18 protein-coding genes and 1 other annotated feature are annotated in these 19,499 nt (G+C 40.8%); all 18 genes read right to left on the bottom strand.

The window, feature by feature from the left end:
- Positions 1 to 7: 7 nt before the first annotated feature.
- Positions 8 to 1,003: a tryptophan ABC transporter substrate-binding protein gene (gene trpX, locus ACIY14_RS07010; protein WP_409002073.1), complete on the bottom strand. Its 996-nt coding sequence runs from the start codon at positions 1,001 to 1,003 to the stop codon at positions 8 to 10.
- Positions 1,004 to 1,120: 117 nt separating this feature from the next.
- Positions 1,121 to 1,337: a binding site (T-box leader), on the bottom strand.
- A 96-nt stretch (positions 1,338 to 1,433) separates the two neighbouring features.
- The gene (gene ppc, locus ACIY14_RS07005; protein WP_409002072.1) at positions 1,434 to 4,130 is read right to left on the bottom strand and encodes a phosphoenolpyruvate carboxylase; all 2,697 of its coding nucleotides are present in this window, start codon (positions 4,128 to 4,130) and stop codon (positions 1,434 to 1,436) included.
- Between the two features lie 23 nt (positions 4,131 to 4,153).
- The gene (gene ftsW, locus ACIY14_RS07000) at positions 4,154 to 5,377 is read right to left on the bottom strand and encodes a cell division peptidoglycan polymerase FtsW (RefSeq protein WP_409002071.1); all 1,224 of its coding nucleotides are present in this window, start codon (positions 5,375 to 5,377) and stop codon (positions 4,154 to 4,156) included.
- Positions 5,378 to 5,565: 188 nt separating this feature from the next.
- Positions 5,566 to 6,507, bottom strand: coding sequence for a peptidylprolyl isomerase PrsA (prsA, locus tag ACIY14_RS06995; protein ID WP_409002070.1), 942 nt, complete (start codon positions 6,505 to 6,507; stop codon positions 5,566 to 5,568).
- Between the two features lie 67 nt (positions 6,508 to 6,574).
- Complete coding sequence (locus ACIY14_RS06990; protein ID WP_084940208.1) at positions 6,575 to 7,288, bottom strand: O-methyltransferase; 714 nt, start codon at positions 7,286 to 7,288, stop codon at positions 6,575 to 6,577.
- Position 7,289: 1 nt separating this feature from the next.
- On the bottom strand, positions 7,290 to 9,092 hold the full coding sequence (gene pepF / locus ACIY14_RS06985; protein WP_409002069.1) for an oligoendopeptidase F: 1,803 nt from the start codon (positions 9,090 to 9,092) through the stop codon (positions 7,290 to 7,292).
- 18 nt (positions 9,093 to 9,110) lie between these two features.
- Positions 9,111 to 10,067, bottom strand: a complete 957-nt coding sequence (locus ACIY14_RS06980) for a competence protein CoiA (RefSeq protein WP_409002068.1) — start codon at positions 10,065 to 10,067, stop codon at positions 9,111 to 9,113.
- Between the two features lie 77 nt (positions 10,068 to 10,144).
- Positions 10,145 to 11,293, bottom strand: coding sequence for a hypothetical protein (locus ACIY14_RS06975; protein WP_409002092.1), 1,149 nt, complete (start codon positions 11,291 to 11,293; stop codon positions 10,145 to 10,147).
- Positions 11,294 to 11,470: 177 nt separating this feature from the next.
- On the bottom strand, positions 11,471 to 12,331 hold the full coding sequence (tehB, locus tag ACIY14_RS06970) for an SAM-dependent methyltransferase TehB (RefSeq protein WP_409002067.1): 861 nt from the start codon (positions 12,329 to 12,331) through the stop codon (positions 11,471 to 11,473).
- Positions 12,332 to 12,346: 15 nt separating this feature from the next.
- Entirely contained in the window at positions 12,347 to 12,814 is a 468-nt protein-coding gene (smpB, locus tag ACIY14_RS06965; RefSeq protein WP_001051743.1) for an SsrA-binding protein SmpB, read from the bottom strand.
- Positions 12,777 to 15,131 (bottom strand): ribonuclease R, encoded by a 2,355-nt coding sequence (rnr, locus tag ACIY14_RS06960; protein ID WP_409002066.1) that lies wholly within the window; start codon positions 15,129 to 15,131, stop codon positions 12,777 to 12,779. Before rnr ends, smpB begins: the two co-directional genes overlap by 38 nt.
- Positions 15,132 to 15,166: 35 nt before the next feature.
- The gene (locus ACIY14_RS06955; RefSeq protein ID WP_247917960.1) at positions 15,167 to 15,457 is read right to left on the bottom strand and encodes a hypothetical protein; all 291 of its coding nucleotides are present in this window, start codon (positions 15,455 to 15,457) and stop codon (positions 15,167 to 15,169) included.
- Positions 15,458 to 15,465: 8 nt separating this feature from the next.
- Entirely contained in the window at positions 15,466 to 16,395 is a 930-nt protein-coding gene (locus tag ACIY14_RS06950; RefSeq protein WP_409002065.1) for a hypothetical protein, read from the bottom strand.
- 58 nt (positions 16,396 to 16,453) lie between these two features.
- On the bottom strand, positions 16,454 to 16,687 hold the full coding sequence (gene secG / locus ACIY14_RS06945; RefSeq protein ID WP_000282517.1) for a preprotein translocase subunit SecG: 234 nt from the start codon (positions 16,685 to 16,687) through the stop codon (positions 16,454 to 16,456).
- A gap of 39 nt (positions 16,688 to 16,726) precedes the next feature.
- Entirely contained in the window at positions 16,727 to 16,876 is a 150-nt protein-coding gene (gene rpmG, locus ACIY14_RS06940) for a 50S ribosomal protein L33 (protein ID WP_007519517.1), read from the bottom strand.
- Entirely contained in the window at positions 16,876 to 18,075 is a 1,200-nt protein-coding gene (locus ACIY14_RS06935; protein WP_409002064.1) for a multidrug efflux MFS transporter, read from the bottom strand. Before ACIY14_RS06935 ends, rpmG begins: the two co-directional genes overlap by 1 nt.
- Positions 18,062 to 18,667 (bottom strand): dephospho-CoA kinase, encoded by a 606-nt coding sequence (gene coaE, locus ACIY14_RS06930; RefSeq protein WP_409002063.1) that lies wholly within the window; start codon positions 18,665 to 18,667, stop codon positions 18,062 to 18,064. The genes ACIY14_RS06935 and coaE overlap by 14 nt, the downstream gene beginning before the upstream one ends.
- On the bottom strand, positions 18,667 to 19,491 hold the full coding sequence (gene mutM / locus ACIY14_RS06925; protein ID WP_409002062.1) for a DNA-formamidopyrimidine glycosylase: 825 nt from the start codon (positions 19,489 to 19,491) through the stop codon (positions 18,667 to 18,669). The genes coaE and mutM overlap by 1 nt, the downstream gene beginning before the upstream one ends.
- Positions 19,492 to 19,499: the final 8 nt, after the last annotated feature.

Below are 19,499 nucleotides of genomic sequence, written 5' to 3'. Positions count from 1 at the left end.
TTTATCTTTATTCAATCACTTGTCCTGCTTCTTTTAGAACAGACTCAGGAATGGTGATACCAAGTTCCTGCGCTAGTTTTTTATTGATAACCGACTTACCAGTTGAGAAGACATTAACTGGAGTATCAGCTGGTTTTTCACCTTTCAAAACTTTGGCAATCATTTTACCAGTAGCAACCCCAAGGTCATGTTGGTCAACTACTACAGAAGCCAGACCACCTGCTTCTACCATAGCAGTTGCGCTTGGGTAGATTGGTTTTTTAGTTGTTTGGTTGCTTGATACAACTGTTGGGAAGGCTGATGCAATGGTATTGTCAATTGGAACCCAGATTGCGTCGACCTTGCTGGTCATAACATTAACAGTTGAAGCAATTTCGTTAGTGGAGGGAACGGCAAAGGTTTCGACTTTCAAACCTGCTTTCTCAGCATAAGCCTTGAATTCTTCAACTTGTGATTTTGAGTTATCTTCGCTACTTGAATAGAGAGCTCCGATGGTTTTAACATCTGGTGTGAGGGTTTTAATCAACTCTACTTGTTGTTCAGCAGGGTTGTGGTCTGACACCCCTGTGATGTTGCCACCTGGTTTTTTCAAATCTTTGACCAAGTTAGCACCGATTGGGTCTGTAATAGCAGCCATGATAACAGGTAGGTCTTTTGTAGCACTAGCAAGTCCTTGAGCAGCTGGTGTTGCAATCCCAACAACAAGGTCATTACCATTTGCCACCAATTGTTTACTCATGGTTGCAACCTTGCTCTGATCTCCTTCAGAGTTCATAAAGTCGATTTTTACCTGGTCGTCCTTATAACCTTCTTCAGCTAGTCCATCTTGAATCCCTTGGTAAATCAAGTCTAAGGATGGGTGACTAACAAATTGAAGGACACCAACCTTAGCGACCTTTTGCTCTTCCTTAGTTGCTGGCTTGTTCATTGATGAATAAATCAAGCTAGCCACCACCAATATAGCTAATCCAGCGATAATTCCAATCAAACGTTTATTTTTCATATTCTTTCTCCTTTTAAATCACTTGTATAATACTCTTTTCACTCAAAACAAGCGACGCCATCGTCTAAATTTCATAATCTTTCCTCCCATAGAAAAAATCCTCACACAAAAAACTTGTGTGAGGACGTCGATACGCGGTGCCACCTCAATTATAGGGAATATCCCTATCGCTCTTTCTCGCAATAACGAGTTGCACTATAAGGTGTGCTCACCGAATTTTTATGATTTCAAATTCTTAAGTACATTCAGCCCAATTTTCATCACTTTCATCTATCTGTTTTCACCAACCACAGACTCTCTTAAAAACTTCAATGATTACTTTCTGAATGTTTAAATTATATCATTTTTTAATTACTTGTCAATACTATTTTTAGAATTTTTCAAACAATTCAAAAACTTCCCCTTGAAAAAAGAGGAAGTTTGTAGAATATCAACCTGAATTACGCAAACCTGTTGCAATTCCGTTAATGGTTGTATGAATCAATCTTTCTTCGTCTGCTGACAATTCACCACGACGTTGACGTTTGATTAACTCTAATTGGATGTAGTTAAGAATATTAAAGTAAGGCATACGATAGTTTAGACTATCTTTTAGGTAGGAATTTTCTGCCAAAAGTTCGTCATAGCCTTCGATAGCTAGAATAACGTTCTTGGTCAATTGCCATTCATCCAAAATAGTGTAGTAGATAGCCTGCACTTCTTCATCTTCACAGAGCTTAGCATATTCAAAAGCAATGTTCATGTTAGACTTAGATAAGACCATGTCCACATTGGAAAGTAGTGATTGGAAGAAAGGCCAGTTTTGATACATATCACGAAGAAACTCGATATTCTTTGGATCTTGATCAATAAACTCTTTAAAGCTTGATCCTACACCATACCATCCAGGGAACATGACACGACTTTGTGACCATGAGAAGACCCAAGGGATGGCACGCAAACCACCGATTTCAGTGATAGTCTTACGAGCTGCAGGACGTGAACCAATGTTGAAGCTTGATATAGCCTTGATTGGGCTTGACTCGAAGAAATAATCATAGAAATGTTCGTTTCCAAAGACCAAATCACGGTAGATATCGTAGCTACGGTCCACTACTTGATCCATGATAGACTCATAATGATTTGAGGTATTGGTATCGCTCTTTTTCTTGGTAATCATACGGTTAATGGCCGCGGATACCAACATTTCAAGGTTATAGTAGGCAGCGTCTTTGTTACCATATTTGTTTCCAATCACTTCTCCTTGCTCAGTCAAACGGATACGATCCTTGATAGACTTGAGCGGTTGAGATGTAATGGCATCATAAGTTGGGCCACCACCACGACCTACAGTACCACCACGACCATGGAAGAAAGTGACCTTAACGCCAAATTCGTCACCAATAGCAGTTAGTTGTTGTTGAGCTTTATATAGAGTCCAACATGATGATAAATAACCACCATCTTTGTTACTATCGGAGTAGCCAAGCATGATTTCTTGATAGTTATCTTTTGAAGCAATCCATTTTTTGGCCAATGGAAGAGAGAAATATCTTCTCATGGTTTCTTCCGAATGATACAAGTCTTCAATCGTTTCAAAGAGAGGAACAATTTGAACACGGGCTTTTTGGGCATCCACCAAGCCTACTTCTTTGAGCATGATTGCTAGCTCAAGCATATCTGAGACACTTGTTGCGTGAGAAATGATGGTTTGACGAATGACATTTTCACCCAGTTTGTCCTTCAACTTGCGAGCAGTTTTGAAGATAGACAACTCTTTCTCAAGAAGTTCCGACTTTTCAGCATGAGTTGCTGAGAGGATACGAGGGTCTTCTTCCAACTCTTTTAAGAGAAGGGCGCATTTTTCATCTTCAGTAAGGTCGCTATAATGGTCGTTGATACCAGCTGATGCTAATAATTCAGCCACACAAGCTTCATGAACACTTGAATCTTGGCGCATATCGATAGAAGCAAGATAGAAGCCAAAGATTTCAACTGCCTGCATCAACTCGACAAATTCTCCTGAAATCAGGTACTCACCCTTGTTCTCTAATAGAGAATCTCGAATGGCCAACAAGTCTTGATAGAATTCATCTGCAGTGGCATATCTAGGCTGAAGATCCTTGTCTTCAATCAAATAATCCTTGGTTGCCTGCATCTTAGCTTGGATATCAAAGAGAGCACGACGATAGAGTTCTTTTTCACGATAAATCGAGTTATCTTGAGACTTGAGCGCCATCTCACGAACCTTGTCACTGACATTCACAATACTGGTTGAAAGTGAAAATTCACGATAGAGGTTATAAATCTTCTCATCATAGTAGTTCATGATGACTTCACACTGGGTCAAGGCTGATTTGTTGAGGGTTTCAGCAGTTACAAAGGGATTCCCATCACGGTCTCCTCCGATCCACATCCCCATGGTAATCGGTTTTGGATGTTGGAGCTCGATACCTTGTTCCTTAGCTAGTTTTTTATACTCAGCCGTCAAACGCGGAACAGCATTCAAAAATGAACTTTGATAGTACTCCATCACGTTGGTGATTTCGTTGGTCACCTTCAATTTTTTCTCACGAATCATGTCGGTTTGCATGATAATTTCAATATAACGACGGAGATCCGTGTGCCATTTTTCTTTATTAATCAAGCCTAGTTTGACATCACGATACTTGCGCAAGAGAGTATGGATATGGTTGGTCAAGTCCAGCATACTCTTGCGTTGTACTTGCGTTGGATGGGCAGTCAAGACAGGAACGACATTTAACTTTTCTAAAATTTCAGCTGCATTTTCTTTTTCAGCTACCATCTTAATGGTTGTAGACAATTTTCCTAGATAGTCTTGGTCCACATTATTTCGGTGATTGATCTCATAAGCCAAATCCACATCCTCAGAGATATTGATCAAGAGTGGAAGGATAGAGAAATAGCGAGAAATATAAATCATTTCTTCGTTTGAAAGGTTGGTCACCAAGTCATTAAGCCCTTGACAATTCTTACTAGTTGATAATTCCTTCAACTGCATGATCTTTTCAAAAGTCTCTGGCGCTAGCAAATTTTTTGTAATATCTTCTAATAGCTCCGTCAAAATCAAGACTTCTTCGTAGACGACTGCTTTGTTTCTATAGTTTTCTAATTTTTGAAGAGACATATACTTTCCTTTCCATACAATCCTTACAGACTTTCATCGGTTTGATTTTCGTATTCTCTGATAAGTTTAGCACGTTTTTCACTTGCATCAATGTTTAGTACAAGCGCGATAGCTATGGATAATACCAGGAGACTATTCCCACCTTGTGAAAGGAAGGGGAAGGTTACCCCTGTAGAAGGAATCAAACCGGAAATCCCACCGATATTGACAAAGACCTGAACAAGAATCATCCCTCCAACACCGATAGCAACCATGGAGTTAAAGGGATCCTTAGCTCGAATACCAACCAAGATGATTCGCAAAATTAAGAAGAAGAGTAAAGCCAAAATCATACTCGCTCCTATGAATCCAAACTCTTCGATGACAATCGAAAAGACGAAATCCGTATGGGCTTCTGGCAGATAACCACGCTTCTCGATAGAATTTCCCAATCCTAGTCCGAACCAGCCACCATTTACCATGGCATAGTAGGAATTTGCAAGCTGGTGTCCTGCACCCGCCAAGTCATTAAAGGGATTAAAGAAGGCACTGAAACGTTTAGCAACGTAACCAAATACCGGTATCTGAGAAAATTTTTCAACCCCAACGAGACGAATGACAGACAATACTAAAATTGAACTCCCTGCTAATAGAGCTAGAATGGTTGAGAACCAACGATAGGCGATTCCACTAACGGTATACATAATGAGCGCCACCAAGACCAAGATGGTCGCATTTCCCAAGTCGGGGAAAATCCCCAAGCTACCAATCAAAACCAGCAGAACAAAACGCCAGTCGTTAAAAGCCCGAGGTAGCCATTGATTTTGGGTCAACACCTGGAAATCATAAACCGCAATCTCATCTTGCTGTTTTGAAAAACGATGTGCCAAGTACCATATGATGATAATCTTAAGGTATTCAGCCGGCTGAATCGTTACAGGTCCTACAGAAATCCATCCGTATGCTCCATTGACAGGTGTTCCGACCAGACGCGCTAGGGCTAAAAGAATCATCTCCACAATCATCACGATAAAAATGAGACGTCCATTTCTCAGGAAACCTAATTTTAATTTATAGATTAAGGCAATCAAAACCAAACTAGCTACCCAGAAAATTCCCTGGTTACGTACCAATTGAAAAGCGCTTTTTCCTTCTTCAATTAGGGTTGCACTCGTTGTCGAGTAAACTACAATCAATCCCAAAATTGACAGAAGAAAATAAGGAATCAAAATGGAATAGTTTAGTAGGTGCCTTTTACTAATTTTCATATTTCACCACTCTAATAGGAACAGAGGTGGTTGTCCCTAATTCCGTTTTATTTTCTAGTTTTGATTGTTATTATACCACTTTTTCAGAAAGAAAAAAACTATTATCCTTTAATCCTTCGAATTTTACTTATTTTTTGTCTTCAAGCATAAAAAATACAAACCTCAAATGAGATTTGTATTTTCATTGCTTAGTTAGATGAAGAGCTACTGCTTGAGCTTGAGTCACCACCACCAATGTATTGGGTGAAGATGTTTTGGAAGGCTTGGTCTTTAACTTTGATGTTTGCTGCTTGCAATTCTTTACCAATTACTCCTTGAACAAAGGCGGAATCATTTTGTTTTTGAGTCAAAATGATGGTCTTCAATTTTTCTTTGTAATCCTCTAAGTTAGAAGATTTTTCTGTCTTCTTCGTTACTTTAACGATGTAGAATTGATTGCTGTAGGCTTGTGTTCCAGTAGCCGTAATCACATCAGAAACACCGTTCACATCCAAGGCAAAGGCTGCTTTTTTGACTTGTTCTGGAAGTTCTGTTGAAGCAGAGTCAAAAGTGATTTCTCCACCATTTTCTTTTGTTTTGTCGTCGTTAGAGTTGTCTTTCGCCAACTGAGCAAAATCTGCACCTTCTGCTTTGGCTTTCTCAAGCACTTCTTTTGCCTTGTCTTCATTATCCATACGGATGATTTGAGCTGTCACATCTGGTGTATAGGACTCAAAAGCCTTTTGGTAAGCCTCATCTGTCAATTCACTCTCGGCAGCTTTCTTAACTGCCAATTCAACCAATTTGCTAGTACGAATTTGAGCTTTACGAGTTTCAGCAGTCATACCTGCCCGTTGAAGTACACTGTTGTAGCTATCGCCGTATTTCTTTTGTTCTTCAGCAACAGCGTCATCCACATCTTTATCCGTTACCTCTGACCCATATTGTTGTTCAAATACTTTTTGGATGGTCATATTAAGCAAGACTTGTTGCGCGGTTGAATTGTTCTTTACTTCTTCAAAAAATTGATGCTCCGTAATTACATCACCCTTCATGCTGATCAAATCTTTTCCTTCAGAACTATTTGAACAAGCTGCAAGTGTTGCTACTGATAAAAGTGTGATGGCTCCTGCCATAATTTTTTTCTTCATGTTTACTCCTTTTACGGTAAGTGTTACTTTATCTATTTTACTATAATTTCTTAAATTTTTCTGAAAATCATTTATCATCAGGTAGCTGTACATCTGCTACATTCTTTCGTAGCATGAGAATGCCATCACCAAGAGGAACTAGAGTTGCTGTTAGACCTGGATTGTCCAAAGTTGCGTCGAAAAGTCTTTGCAAACCACGATAAATGGTTCGTTGACCACGGCGGACTTCCATGATGTCCTTGGCAACATCTCCTCCTTGAAAAATATCATCCAAGACAACCACTCCACCAACTTCAAGTCGTTTGAGGATTTCAGGTAGAAAGACGATGTACTTGGACTTAGCCGAATCCATAAAGACAAAGTCATAAGTTTCTGTCAGGCTAGACAAAACATCGACGGCATCTCCCTCTAAGAGGGTGATTTGCTTACGACTGTCAAACTGGGCAAAGTTTTCCTTGGCAAAGCCGATCATCTCAGGATTGCGGTCAATGGTTGTAATCTTAGCATCTGGCGCATGCTCCGCCATCAAAAGAGCTGAAAAACCGATAGCTGTCCCAATTTCCAAAATATTCTTAGGCTGCAGACTTTCCATGAGAAATCGAAAGTAAGCGACCGTTTCATGGGGAATAATGGGAATATTTTCCTTGCGAGCGAAGACTTCCAATTCTTTCAAGGAACCTGTCACCTGCTTTTGACGTTGGCGCATGAGTTCAACGATTTCTTCCTTGACGACGGGACGACGCATATTGTGATTGGCATTTTTACTATAAGACTCTACCATCTTAAGCTAGTCCCAATTTTTCAACAAGAGCTTCAAACTCGTTCAAGCGACGTTCAAAGACTGCAAAGGCGTCGTTAAGATAGTCTTCTTTTTCCATATCAACACCCGCTTTTCTCATAACATTGAGCGGATAGTCAGACTTACCTGCCTTGAGGTAGTCTATATAGCGGTCACGATCTTCTTGACTTCCATGGACAATCTTTTCAGCTAAGGCTGAAGCAGCTGCAAAACCAGTTGAATATTGATAAACATAGTAGTTATAGTAGAAGTGTGGGATGCGTGCCCACTCGTATTGGATTTGAGGATTGTCTTCCTTGCTGAGTCCATAGTACTCTTGGTTCAAGTCAGCGTAGAGCTTATTGAGGAAATCACTTGTCAAGACTTCTCCATTTTGGTCTGCTTGGTGGATGGCATGTTCAAACTCAGCGAATTGAGTTTGACGGAAGACTGTTCCACGGAAACCGTCCAAGAAGTTATTGAGAATAGCAAAACGAGTTGCGTCGTCTTCCACTTCTTCCAACAATTTCTCTGTCAAGATATTTTCATTGGTCGTTGAGGCAATCTCCGCCAAGAAGATAGAGTAATCTCCGTAAACATAAGGCTGAGTTTCACGAGTATAGCTAGAGTGCATACTGTGACCTGTTTCGTGTACAAGGGTAAAGAGATTGTCTAGATTGTCCTGCCAGTTTAAAAGCATGAAGGCATTGGTATCATAAGAACCACCAGAGTAGGCACCAGAACGCTTGCCTTGGTTTTCATAGACATCAATCCAACGCTCACTGAAGGCACGTTTGACACGGCTCAAGTAATCCTCCCCCAAGACTGCCAAAGCTTCTTCTGCCTTTTTCAAGGCTTCTTGGTAGGTAAAGCTATAATCTACAGAAGAAAGTGGTGTGTAGACATCGTACATCTTGAGGTCGGAAATTCCCAAGATTTTAGAACGAAGGTTAAGGTATCGATGCAAGAGTGGCAAGTGCTTGCGAACTGCTGCTACCAAATTGTCATAGACACTCTCTGGAACAAAGTTTGCTGCGAGGGCTGCATGGCGAGCACTCTTATAGTTGTGAACTTTTGCTCGGTAATTTTGCACCTTGACATTTGTCTGCAAAGTCTTAGCATAAGTGTGTTGGAATTGCTCATATGTCGCATAAAGGGCTTCATAGGCACCACGACGCACTTCACGGTTTTTAGACTCCATCAAACGGATGTAAGTACCGTGTGAGAGTTGCACTTCATTGCCTTCGTCATCAAGCACGTATGGGAAGCTAATATCCGCATTGTCCAAAATAGCGAAGGTTTCACTAGCAGCGCCAAAGATTTCTCCTGCTCCAGCAAGCAATTCTTCCTCACGTTGCGAAAGAACATGATCTTTCTTCTGCAAGAGCTTGTCAAAAAAGTGCTTGTAAACTTGGAGTTTTGGTTGAGCTTCTAGGAAGTCCGCATACTGCTCTTCGCTAATCTCCATAAACTCAGGTTCATAGAATGAAAAGGCTTGTTCTAACTGACTGTATAGGGTCATAGCCTTGGCATAATACTCTTGATACTTGGCTTCACGCGTGTCCTGGTCATTTTTCATATGCGCATAGACATAAAGCTTTTCAACTTGGCGTTCCAAGTCAAGTGAGAATTCTGTAATCTCAAGCAAACTGTCTGCGCTATCCAAGAGATGTCCCTCATACTGGGACGCTGTTTGTACTTTTTCAGTTAAATCTTTCAAGGCTTCTTCCCAAGCCTGGTCTGTTGGGTAGATTGTCGAAAGATCCCATGTATCTTTTTCATTTATTTCATGTCGTTGTAATACCATAAGATTCCTCCATCCTTTCTATTTTACCACATTTTTTGAGAAATATAAGTGATAAAAAGCTGGTGGATAGAGCTTTTGGCGATTATTTTTCGGATTTTTTTGATAGTAAGCCTGAAAATTTCTATAATAGCTAGTCAAATCCGTTTCAATCTGCAAAAAATCATCTGACTCTATCGGTCTGACTTGAGGATACCAGTCGTCCAGTTGATGGTTTAATAGATTGTCTCCTTGATGATAGGCCTCTTCTTGCTTCTTCATCCAGTAAGGCGTTTGGTAGTACAACTGCTGGCGAATGTAGTGACAGATAGTGGAATCTTGCTCAACTGCAAAACGAGGCAGTTTTTGTTTTTGATAAGGAAATCGTAAGATTTCCAAGAGATTTCCTTGACCATAGGGAAATTCCTTGACCTGAAAATGAAGCTTGCCACGTAGATCCTGATGTAAAAGATATTTCAGTCTCAAAACTTGCTTTTTGAGATCTAGTTCCCAAACATAGAAACCCATATTTTGACTAAAATAGAGAAATCCTCTTTGCAGTTGTGTTAATCGTTCTTTTAACCAGAGTTTTTCTCCCAGTAGCCAGATAACCTGATAGCCCTGGCTGCGGTAGCCTTGACTTCTATCGCCTAAAAGCTTTTGAGACAAGGGGCTACACTGAACCTCCAGAGCTAGTTTCTCATTGACGAGAACATCCGCAACCTGCTGAATCTCGGGCAAACTATATTCTAAGGCGACCTGATTGTCCTTCTTGGACCAGTGATAAAGGGCCTCTTTGTTGCCCAAGTGTTCTGGACTTTCATTTTCGAAAATAGCGATGCAATCTCTTAAAGATTCATGGGCAAAATGCGTTCGAATACTCTGTCCTTGGCGTAATCGTAGTCCGCCCCCACAGGTTGGACAAGTATATTCTTGCTTGGTCACGTCTTTTTCGAGGGCATTTACCAAATTTCCCTTGGCATCTCTGGCTACAAACATGATCTACCTCCTTTTCTCATTTATTCGAAAAAGAAGCAAAAAAAGACTGGAATCCCAGCCTTTCATGATACTATTTCTTATCTTTTTTGTCTCTTAGAATATTTTTTTAGCATGGGAATGAGATTGGGGATCTGCTCACTTCTAATGACCAGCACGCCGTATTCCTGGCAGCGATTGGCATAAACAGGATTGATTTTCCCCGTACAGACAATTAACTTGAGGCAACTCTCCCCAGCAAAATGATTGGCATAGACTTCTAGCTCATTGATGGCTTCGACTGATAAATCTGTCATCTTGCAGGAGATAAAGGTAATCGAGCGTCCCTTTCTCAGAATGACATCAATTTCATTTTGAACATTGTCTGCCTCTGGAAAGATGCCATTCCAATCAATCTCACCGCCTATCATGCACTCATCAAACAGCTGAGATTCAAGCGCCAAGAGATAGAGATATACCTCTAAAATATGCCCCTTGTTGCGACAAAAGACTTGAGCTTCTTGACTTGGAAAGCTGTATGCTACTCGTTTCTTGTCCTCGCTTTCAATACAAAGCATCCCTGCTTCCACAAGTAAAGGAATAAGGGATTTTGGATAGTGATAATACCTGCCATTATTTTCCAGTATCTTTTCTGTCTCAGCATGCAGGTCATTGGTCTTAGCTAGAGAGAAAAATTGGGTCACTTGATACCAGTGGGCAGGATTGGAAATGGCAGAACTGGCTAGTTTTTTGATGGCTGCAATTTGCTGAACTGAGTGGATAGGGCGTTTTGATTTGAGCATTTTTCCACCACGCAAGGCTATCAGCTGTTGGATGCTTAGGGTTGGAATGTCCATGTCTTCTTTTTCTAACTGACCGGCTACCCACTTGTATTGTTTTCCTCGCTCGACATCCATGGCAACGATGGGGAGGTGGCGATCCAAGCCATATTGATAAAGAGATAAGGCTAGTAGTGAATCTCCGCCAAACACATCGAGAAGGACTTGGTCATAGCCTGCCAGGCAATAATCTAACTGGTTCGCTAGTTGTTCTAAAGACAGCTGACGAAAGGTCACTCGTTGGATATGAGGCACCTCTTCCATGATAAACTGACGGAGAGAGACTTTCTCTTCATTGCTTATTTTCGTCAAAGAAAGGAAGAGAATCTCGTCACAATCACTGATAAAGGCTTGGTAGACATTCTTTTCCAATACATGCCGATCATACAATTCCACCAAAAGACTCGCCATTGGACCACCTCCATCATCTACACTTTCTTGAACTGAGAGTAACAGTAATACAGCTCTACTGCTCACATTTCCTACTTCTAGTATAGCATAAAATCTTGCTTGCCCCAATCTGATGCCGCAAATAAAAACGAATAGAAAGCTTCATAAGTGGTTTCTATTCGCTTGTTGGTATTTGATTTACTTGATTTTTTTGGCTAACATAGTCGCAAATCGTAGTTGAATGCGATTGCCATTTTCATCACGACGGTGCAGATGTCCTGGGTTTTCATTGTACTTAATCAATTCCCAATCCTTGTAGTAGTTCGCTAGCTCCCCTTCTTTAAAGGTGAATGGGAAGTTGATTGAGCAAGGATAATCCTCTGTATCCATGGCACAGACGATAAGATTGTAACCACCGACCGTGGTGTGCTCCTGCATATTTTGGATAATAGCTGGAATGCGGTCCGCTTGTAGGAACATCAGAACAACTGTCGATACGATGAAATCATAGTCTTGGCTAATGCTGGCTGAATTGATATCATAAAGTCCGACAGGCATATCCAGGTCTTCCTGCTCAACAATGCTTTGCAAGATTTCAAGGGACAATTCATTTTGATCCACTGCTGTCACATCAAAACCATTCTGTGCGAGAAAGAGAGAGTTACGGCCTTGACCACAACCCAAATCCAAGACTCTTCCAGGTTTCACCGTCTGCATGGCCTCTAGGACCTCTGAATGGACTGGATTAGTCTGGTACTTTTTAGAAAAGTAATCCTCAGGTCTACAATAAAACTCCAAGTACCATTCTACATCATCTGTGGCTGCCTCTACTCGATGCCAGGCTTGCGGTTGCGCCATGGGATTGTCGGCCCCTGCTTGGAAAAGGTGTTCAGCTAAAACTTGACCTTCTTCTGTCAACTCAATAAACTTAAGAGCCCCTTTTACAACTGTAATCTTGCCCCAAGTACCCACTTTGGTATTGTGCTTCTGCTTGACAGCTTCGGGCATAGTTTGTTTATTCCACAAGGGCATGCGTTTATAGGCAATTAATTTTTCCATTTTCATTTCCTCTTCTTATCGCTGGTTGACTGCTTTCATCACACGCGCGATGTCGCGGTTTTGCTCACGGCGTTTGATAGACTCACGTTTATCGTAATCGTGTTTCCCTTTTGCAAGTCCTAAAAGTAACTTGGCATAGCCATCTTTGAGATAAACTTTAAGAGGAACTAAGGTCATACCTGTTCCTTTGGTTTCTTGCTCCAATTTTTGGATTTGTTTTTTATGAAGGAGAAGTTTACGACGGCGTTCTGGTTCCTGATTCCAGATATTGCCCTCTTCGTAAGGAGCGATATGAACATTACTTAGCCAGACCTCCCCATTTTTTACTTGGGCAAAGCCGTCCTTGAGATTGATTCGAGCAGCTCGTACACTCTTGATTTCCGTTCCTGTCAGGACCATTCCTGCCTCTAGCGTATCTACGATTGTATAGTCGTGGTGCGCTTTTTTATTTTGTGCGACGACCTTTCCCTCGCCCTTTGCCATGCTTGGCTCCTTTCTTAGCTACTTCCTTGTAAAAAGGTTTCTTGCCTTTTTTCTTTTTATCTTTTTGTGAACGCTTGTGCTTATCATTTGAGCATCCTGATTTTCTCTTGTCTTCCTTCTTATCCGAACGACGACTTGAACCACGACCCCTGTCTTTGCGACCAGCTTGTTTCAAGCCTTTTTCAATGACATCAAACTCACTAGGTACGAAAGAGAAATCAATCTCTCCTGTCATCTTATCGGCTCTTTCAACTCGAATACGAATTTGCTGTCCTACACGGAAAGTTATTCCTGATTTCTCCCCACGGAGGGTCAAATCACGCTCATTGAAATGATAAAATTCAGGCAAATTGGTGATGTGAATCAAGCCTTCAACTGTATTTGGCAATTCAACAAAGAGACCGAACTTGACGATGCTGGATACAACTGCATCATACTCTTCGCCCACGTATTCTTCCATGTACTCAGCTTTTTTCATGGCTTCGACTTCACGCTCCGCCTCGATTGCACGACGTTCACGGTTGGAAGACTGGGTTGCAATCTCTGGAATCACTTGTTCAAAATGCTCGGCTATTTCCTTAGAACGCCCATAGTCGCGAATCATTCGATGGACTAGAAGGTCAGGATAACGGCGAATGGGGCTGGTAAAGTGAGTGTAATAGTCTGCAGCAAGACCATAGTGACCGTGATTATGCTTTGAATAGCGAGCCTGTTGCATGGATCGGAGAAGCATCATGGATAATACATCCGCATAGGGTTCTCCCTCAACCGCACGCATGATATCTTGAAGGGCCTCCTGGCTAATCTCACTGGCAGTCCCATAAATTCGCAAACCAAAGCTCGAAGCGTAATCAATAAACTTCTGAACTTTTTCAGCCTTAGGCTCCTCGTGAATCCGATAGATAAAAGGTAGGTCCAGTTTGCTATAGTGCTCGGCAACCGTTTCGTTGGCTATCAACATGAAGGACTCAATCATCCGCTCAGCAACACCACGCTGACGAAGGACAATATCCACAGGCTTGCCTTTTTTATCCACCAAAATCTTAGCTTCGCTGGTATCAAAATTGAGAGCTCCACGTTTCTCACGCATGCTTTCTAGCCTTTCATGAAGCTTGGCCATGAGCTCGATACTAGGAACAATTTTCTTAAACTCTTGTCTCTTTTCCTCATCGCCAGCTAGGATGTCATTGACAGCGCTATAGGTCATACGAAAACTAGTCTTAATAACCGTTTGGGTAATGGTGTAATTAACTACACGACCATGTTTATCAATTTCCATAATGGCAGACTGGGTCAAGCGATCGACTTGAGGATTGAGCGAGCAAATGCCGTTTGACAAACGCTCTGGAAGCATTGGGACCACTCGGTCTGTCACGTAGACAGAAGTCGCGCGGTTAAGAGCTTCCTTGTCAAGGGCAGAACCCTCGGTCACATAGTAGGAAACATCTGCGATGTGAACTCCGAGTTCTAGATTACCATTTTTCAAAGGCTTGATGTGTACCGCGTCGTCCAAGTCCTTGGCATCCGCACCATCAATGGTAAAGGTAAGCTCATCTCTTAAATCAAGACGGCCTTCCATATCCTTTTGAGACGGAGCATCTGGTACACTTTCTGCTTCCTTGAGAACAGCTTCTGGAAATTCTGAAACAATATCCATGGATTCCAAGACTTCAAGAACGTCAATTCCAGCATCAGTTGAGTGTCCCACCACGTCCAGCACACTAGCGACAAAGAAATCATGTTTCTTACTTGGGTATTTGTCGATAAAGACCTTGAGAACTTCAGTACCTTCCAGCTTGATAGCTGGTTTCTTCACATAGATTGGTTGGCTGATTTTCTGATTTTTTGGACGGATGTAGCCCGCATACTTGGGCTTTTCCTGATCCAGAACGATTTGCCCAACAACTGTTGTCAGACTATGCTCTAGGATATCGATAATTTTAGCTTCAGCTGCAGTTCCCTTGTTGCGGTCAGCGACTTTCTTAATCACGACCTCAACGGTATCGCCATCAATAGCGTAGTTGACATCGTTTTTTCCTACAAAAAGGTCGTCCTCTTCCCCTTCTAGACTGACAAAACCAAAGCCATTCTTATGGGCATGAAAAATCCCTTTGAGGGTGATTTCATGTTTCTTCTTTTGGTCTAGACATAAACTACCATCATCTTCAAAACGAATCTGGTGCTTTCTTTCCATCAGAGACAGGGTTTTAATCAACTCACGGAAATCCTTGGACCCATCCTTTCCCAGAGCCTGAGCTAGGTCATTTACCGTCACTCGCCCCTTCTCTTGCAAATATTCTTTTATTTTATCTTTCATGTTTTCTTTCTAGTAATTCTATAGCAACTATGTTTTCAGTCCTTATTAGTATTTAAAATAATATTTACCTTATTTTTTATTAACTCCTCAGATATTTCTTCATCGTATTTTATATAAACTAGATAAACATTATTTTCTTTGCTCAATTCATACTTTTCTCTATCTCTAATTAATTGGCGCTCGAAATTTTTTTCCCCACCAAAAAATTCTACCGGTTGAAAATGCTGAATCCCCTGATATTCAATTGCAACATTTAATCCTGATATAAAAATGTCATAGGACAATTGTGCTCCGGTAGTCTTACTGCGAAGAAAAAAAGGTCTCATTTGATATACTACCTTGTAATCTTTAAACATTTTTTTGTTAAACGATAAACAAGTTCTTCTGAAATCCATTTATTATTAGGTTGTAACCAGCTACTTCTCTCTAATTTATCAAATTTACAACTATTCTCATTAAATTCATTCGCAAGCTCGTCTGCTCTTTTATAAACCAAACTTTTTTCTTTGTAGTATTCTTCTATGAAAAAGTATGTTAAATTTTCTTCTAATCTCCTAACACGCTTGACTCCTTTCCACAAATTGAATGCTTTTTCCAATGGGGTCATCCAACCATAATTACCTCCTCTCATAGTATCTCTATATAATTTACCTGTTTTCACCGTATTTTTACAAAGTGTATTAATATAGACTCGAGGAGAACTTACGGAGTATGCTACAGCTTTTGCATAAGTATTATTTGGTTTCTTAAATTCTATAAAAATAAAGTAATATCGAAATCCGTCCCATTTTTCGTATCTTTCTTTTAATCTTAACTGAGGTACTTCTTTATCAATATATTCAATTTCAGAAGGAATATCCATAGACCAATAATATCTAGACCAGCCTTTAAACTTTACATACTCAATAGGTACAAATATCAATTCTTCTCCAATATAAGCAATTACTTTTCTCTTAACCTCCTCATTATTATATTTCCATCCTATTTCATTATTTGTTAATTCAACAATCCGAAAAGAATAATAGTGATTTCCATATATACCTGGCTCTATATACTTATTATTTGTTAAATCTTCCTTACATAAACCTTTATTATTTACATAATCTACCTTGTTTCTATTAACTTCAAATAGTAAGATTAAGGAGTCATTAAGTATGTATATTTTTGAATAATGGTCAAAATCTAATACCTCAATAGAGTAGCCAGTTAAGTAACTCTCAAAATAATCTTTAACTAATTGAATAGACTCCCCAGATAGATGCATTTTAAAGCTCCTTCTCATTCAAAATAAAAATAGGCTAAGACCTAGTCTCGCCCATTTCTTATCTACTTGATAATACCGTCAATGCTAAGGCAATGGCTAGCCAGAAAAAGACTAAAATACCCGTCAAACGTTGCATCACAGCTTCAAAACCACGCGCTTTACTACGTTCAAACAAATCACCTGAGCTGGCATCAAATACATTGCTGGATTGGTTCTTAGTTGGTTGCATGAAAATCGCAATCACAATCACAACAGATAATACTAATAAAATGGTTAACAATAGGTTATACATATCAAACTCCTTAAAATCCCTATTATTTTACCATAAAATCTACTTAGATTCAAGATGTAGGGTTACTTTTCTTTCCTTGGGACAATACTTTAAAACCTCAATCTTGTCAGGATGAGTTTTGGAGTTCTTACTGGTCAGATAATTCATGCTACCACAAGAGGAGCACTTGAGATTGATTTTTACTCGCACTAGATTTCCTTTACTTTTAATAATGATCTAAATTGCACTAAGTTACATAAACAACTGAAAGCTACACAGGCTGCTGTCGCATAAAAGACAGCATGGTAGCCCAAATATCCTGCAACTGCGTATCCCGCCATAGGTCCGATCACTCCACCAAGGTAAAAAAAGATTTGGTTGAAGGCGAAAATCCTTGAAATACCTGATTTTGGAGTCATTTTGCTGAGAAGGGCATTGACACCTGGTATGAGAGCACCTGTTCCCAAACCAAAGAGAAAACGATACAAGCCAAGTTGAAGGGGGCTGGTTGCATGGGCACAAAGAAGGTAAATGATGACGGAATAAATCTGCGCTGCAACTAACAATCTATGATTCCCTACCTTATCGCCAAGTTTTCCTAGAATTCCTGCACTCATCATGCTAGAAAATCCCATGCTGGATACGATTAATCCTGATACAAAGAGGAGATTTTCAGTCTGCCCTAAGTCCCGCACATAGAGAGCTAGAATGGGACCAATTGATTGAGCTGAAAATTGAATGACAAAACTAGTCAAAAATAGGTTTACTAAAAGCCTAGGATACTTGAAAGAAGAAAATAATTCTTTCGTTGGGATAGCCTTCTCCTTAGCCACTGGCTGAAAATCTTCCTTAATAAAGAAAATAGTTAGAATTGCAGCTAAAAATAAGAAAGCACCTACCAATAAAAAGACATTACGAATGCCAAAAATTTCAGCAATAAAGCCTCCAACAAAGGGACCCGTCAGTGTACCTGCAACAACTCCAGTAGATAGTGTTCCCAGAGCCGCTCCAGACTTATCTTTGGGTACCTGACTAGCAATCAAGGCTGTTGCATTGGGGACAAAACCAGTAAATACACCATTTAGCAAGCGCAGAAAGAGTAGCCAATAGATATTTGGCACGAAGGCCAAACCTCCCATCGTAATGGTCATGGCAAGACCTGCTCGAATCATCATGGGTTTTCGACCATATTTGTCAGCAAGAATACCCCAGATAGGAGAAACTAGAGCTGCTGAAACAGCCGAAACTGAGATGGCTAATCCAGCATAAAAAGCAACTTGATCCCCTTCAATTCCCAACTGCTCTACAAAGATAGGCATGAAAGGGACGACCAAGGAAATACTGGCTCCCGTTAGAAAACTACCGAACCAGGCGACACGAAGATTCTCTTTCCAACTAATCTCTTGCACAGCTATCGCCTCCTTCAAGTAACTTCACTACTTGACCCACAAGCTGATCGCGACTGCCATTATTATCTAATATATGGCTCGCCAATTTTTTCTTTTCTTCTAAAGACCACTGGGCAGCCAAACGGGACTCAGCTACTTCCATAGAAAGATGATCCCGTCTCATGAAACGTTCTAATTGGATATCATAGTCCACATAGACCAGCCATGTTTCATCAAACCAGTTGGCGTAGTCCTGTTCAAAAAGCAGGGGAATATCCATGAAAAAAATCGCTTCTGTCTGGGCTAACTGGTCTCTCAGTGCAGCCAATTCCTCACGAATAATCTCCCCTTGGGTTTGCTTAGACCATTCTTGCTCCTCAGGATTTGAAAAGATAAGACTAGCCAGGAGAGGGCGATTGAGTTCTCCATTTTCAAGTATGATTTCCTGCCCAAAATGCTGAACCAGGACTTGATATAGGCGCCCTCCAGGTTTTTGTAACTGGTGGACGACTGCGTCAGCATCCACTACTTGAAAGCCTTGCTCTCTTAGGAAATTTGTCACAGTTGACTTACCTGAAGCAATTCCTCCTGTGATTCCAATGATGTTTCCCATCAGCCCCTCCTTTGACACTGAGGACAAAAATGAGTTCCTCGTCCACCGAGCTGGAATTTCTCAATCACTGTCCCACAGCGGGAACATGCTTGTCCAGTCTTATCATAGACCTGATGGAAGTCCTGCATGGTTCCATCTTCTCCAAAGGCATTGGTATAGGTTCTAATGGTGGAACCGCCCTTTTCAACTGCCTGTCCCAAAACAGCAATGGTCTGGTCATGAATTGCTTTCGTTTCCTCTGCTGTCAAACTTTGGGAAGATCTAGCTGGATGGACCTGAGCTCGCCAAAGAACCTCATCCACATAGATATTGCCAAGGCCAGCTACCAAGGTCTGGTCTAGGAGATGGGATTTGATAGGCTTTTTAGACTTGGCTAGGGCAGCTTGAAAGACCTGCAAATCAAAGTCCTGCTCTCTTGGCTCAGGCCCTAGTTTTTTAGATACAAAGTAGGCATCCAAAAGGTCGGGTGCCAATAGTTCCATGGTACCAAACTTGCGTACGTCCTCATATACAAGTGTTCCTCCATCCTCAAACTGGAAGAAAACATGGGCATGCTTGCGTTCAGGAACCTGATCTGGATAGTAAAAATACTTTCCTTCCATTCGCAGATGAGAAATCAAAATCTTGTTTGTCAGGTAAAAAAGCAGATATTTCCCACGACGTCCCATGGACTCAATCACTTGGCCAGGCACTTCCTTTTGAAACTCGTCCAAATCTGTCTTGATCATCTTGGGATAACGAATTTCTATATTAGAAATCTTCTTGCCCAAAATCAATTTCTCTAAGCCACGACGAACCGTTTCAACCTCTGGTAATTCAGGCATAAATCCTC

It is taken from the genome of Streptococcus sp. ST16 (assembly GCF_046098135.1).
Lineage (GTDB): Bacteria > Bacillota > Bacilli > Lactobacillales > Streptococcaceae > Streptococcus.
This window is presented reverse-complemented; position numbering and strand designations above follow the sequence as displayed.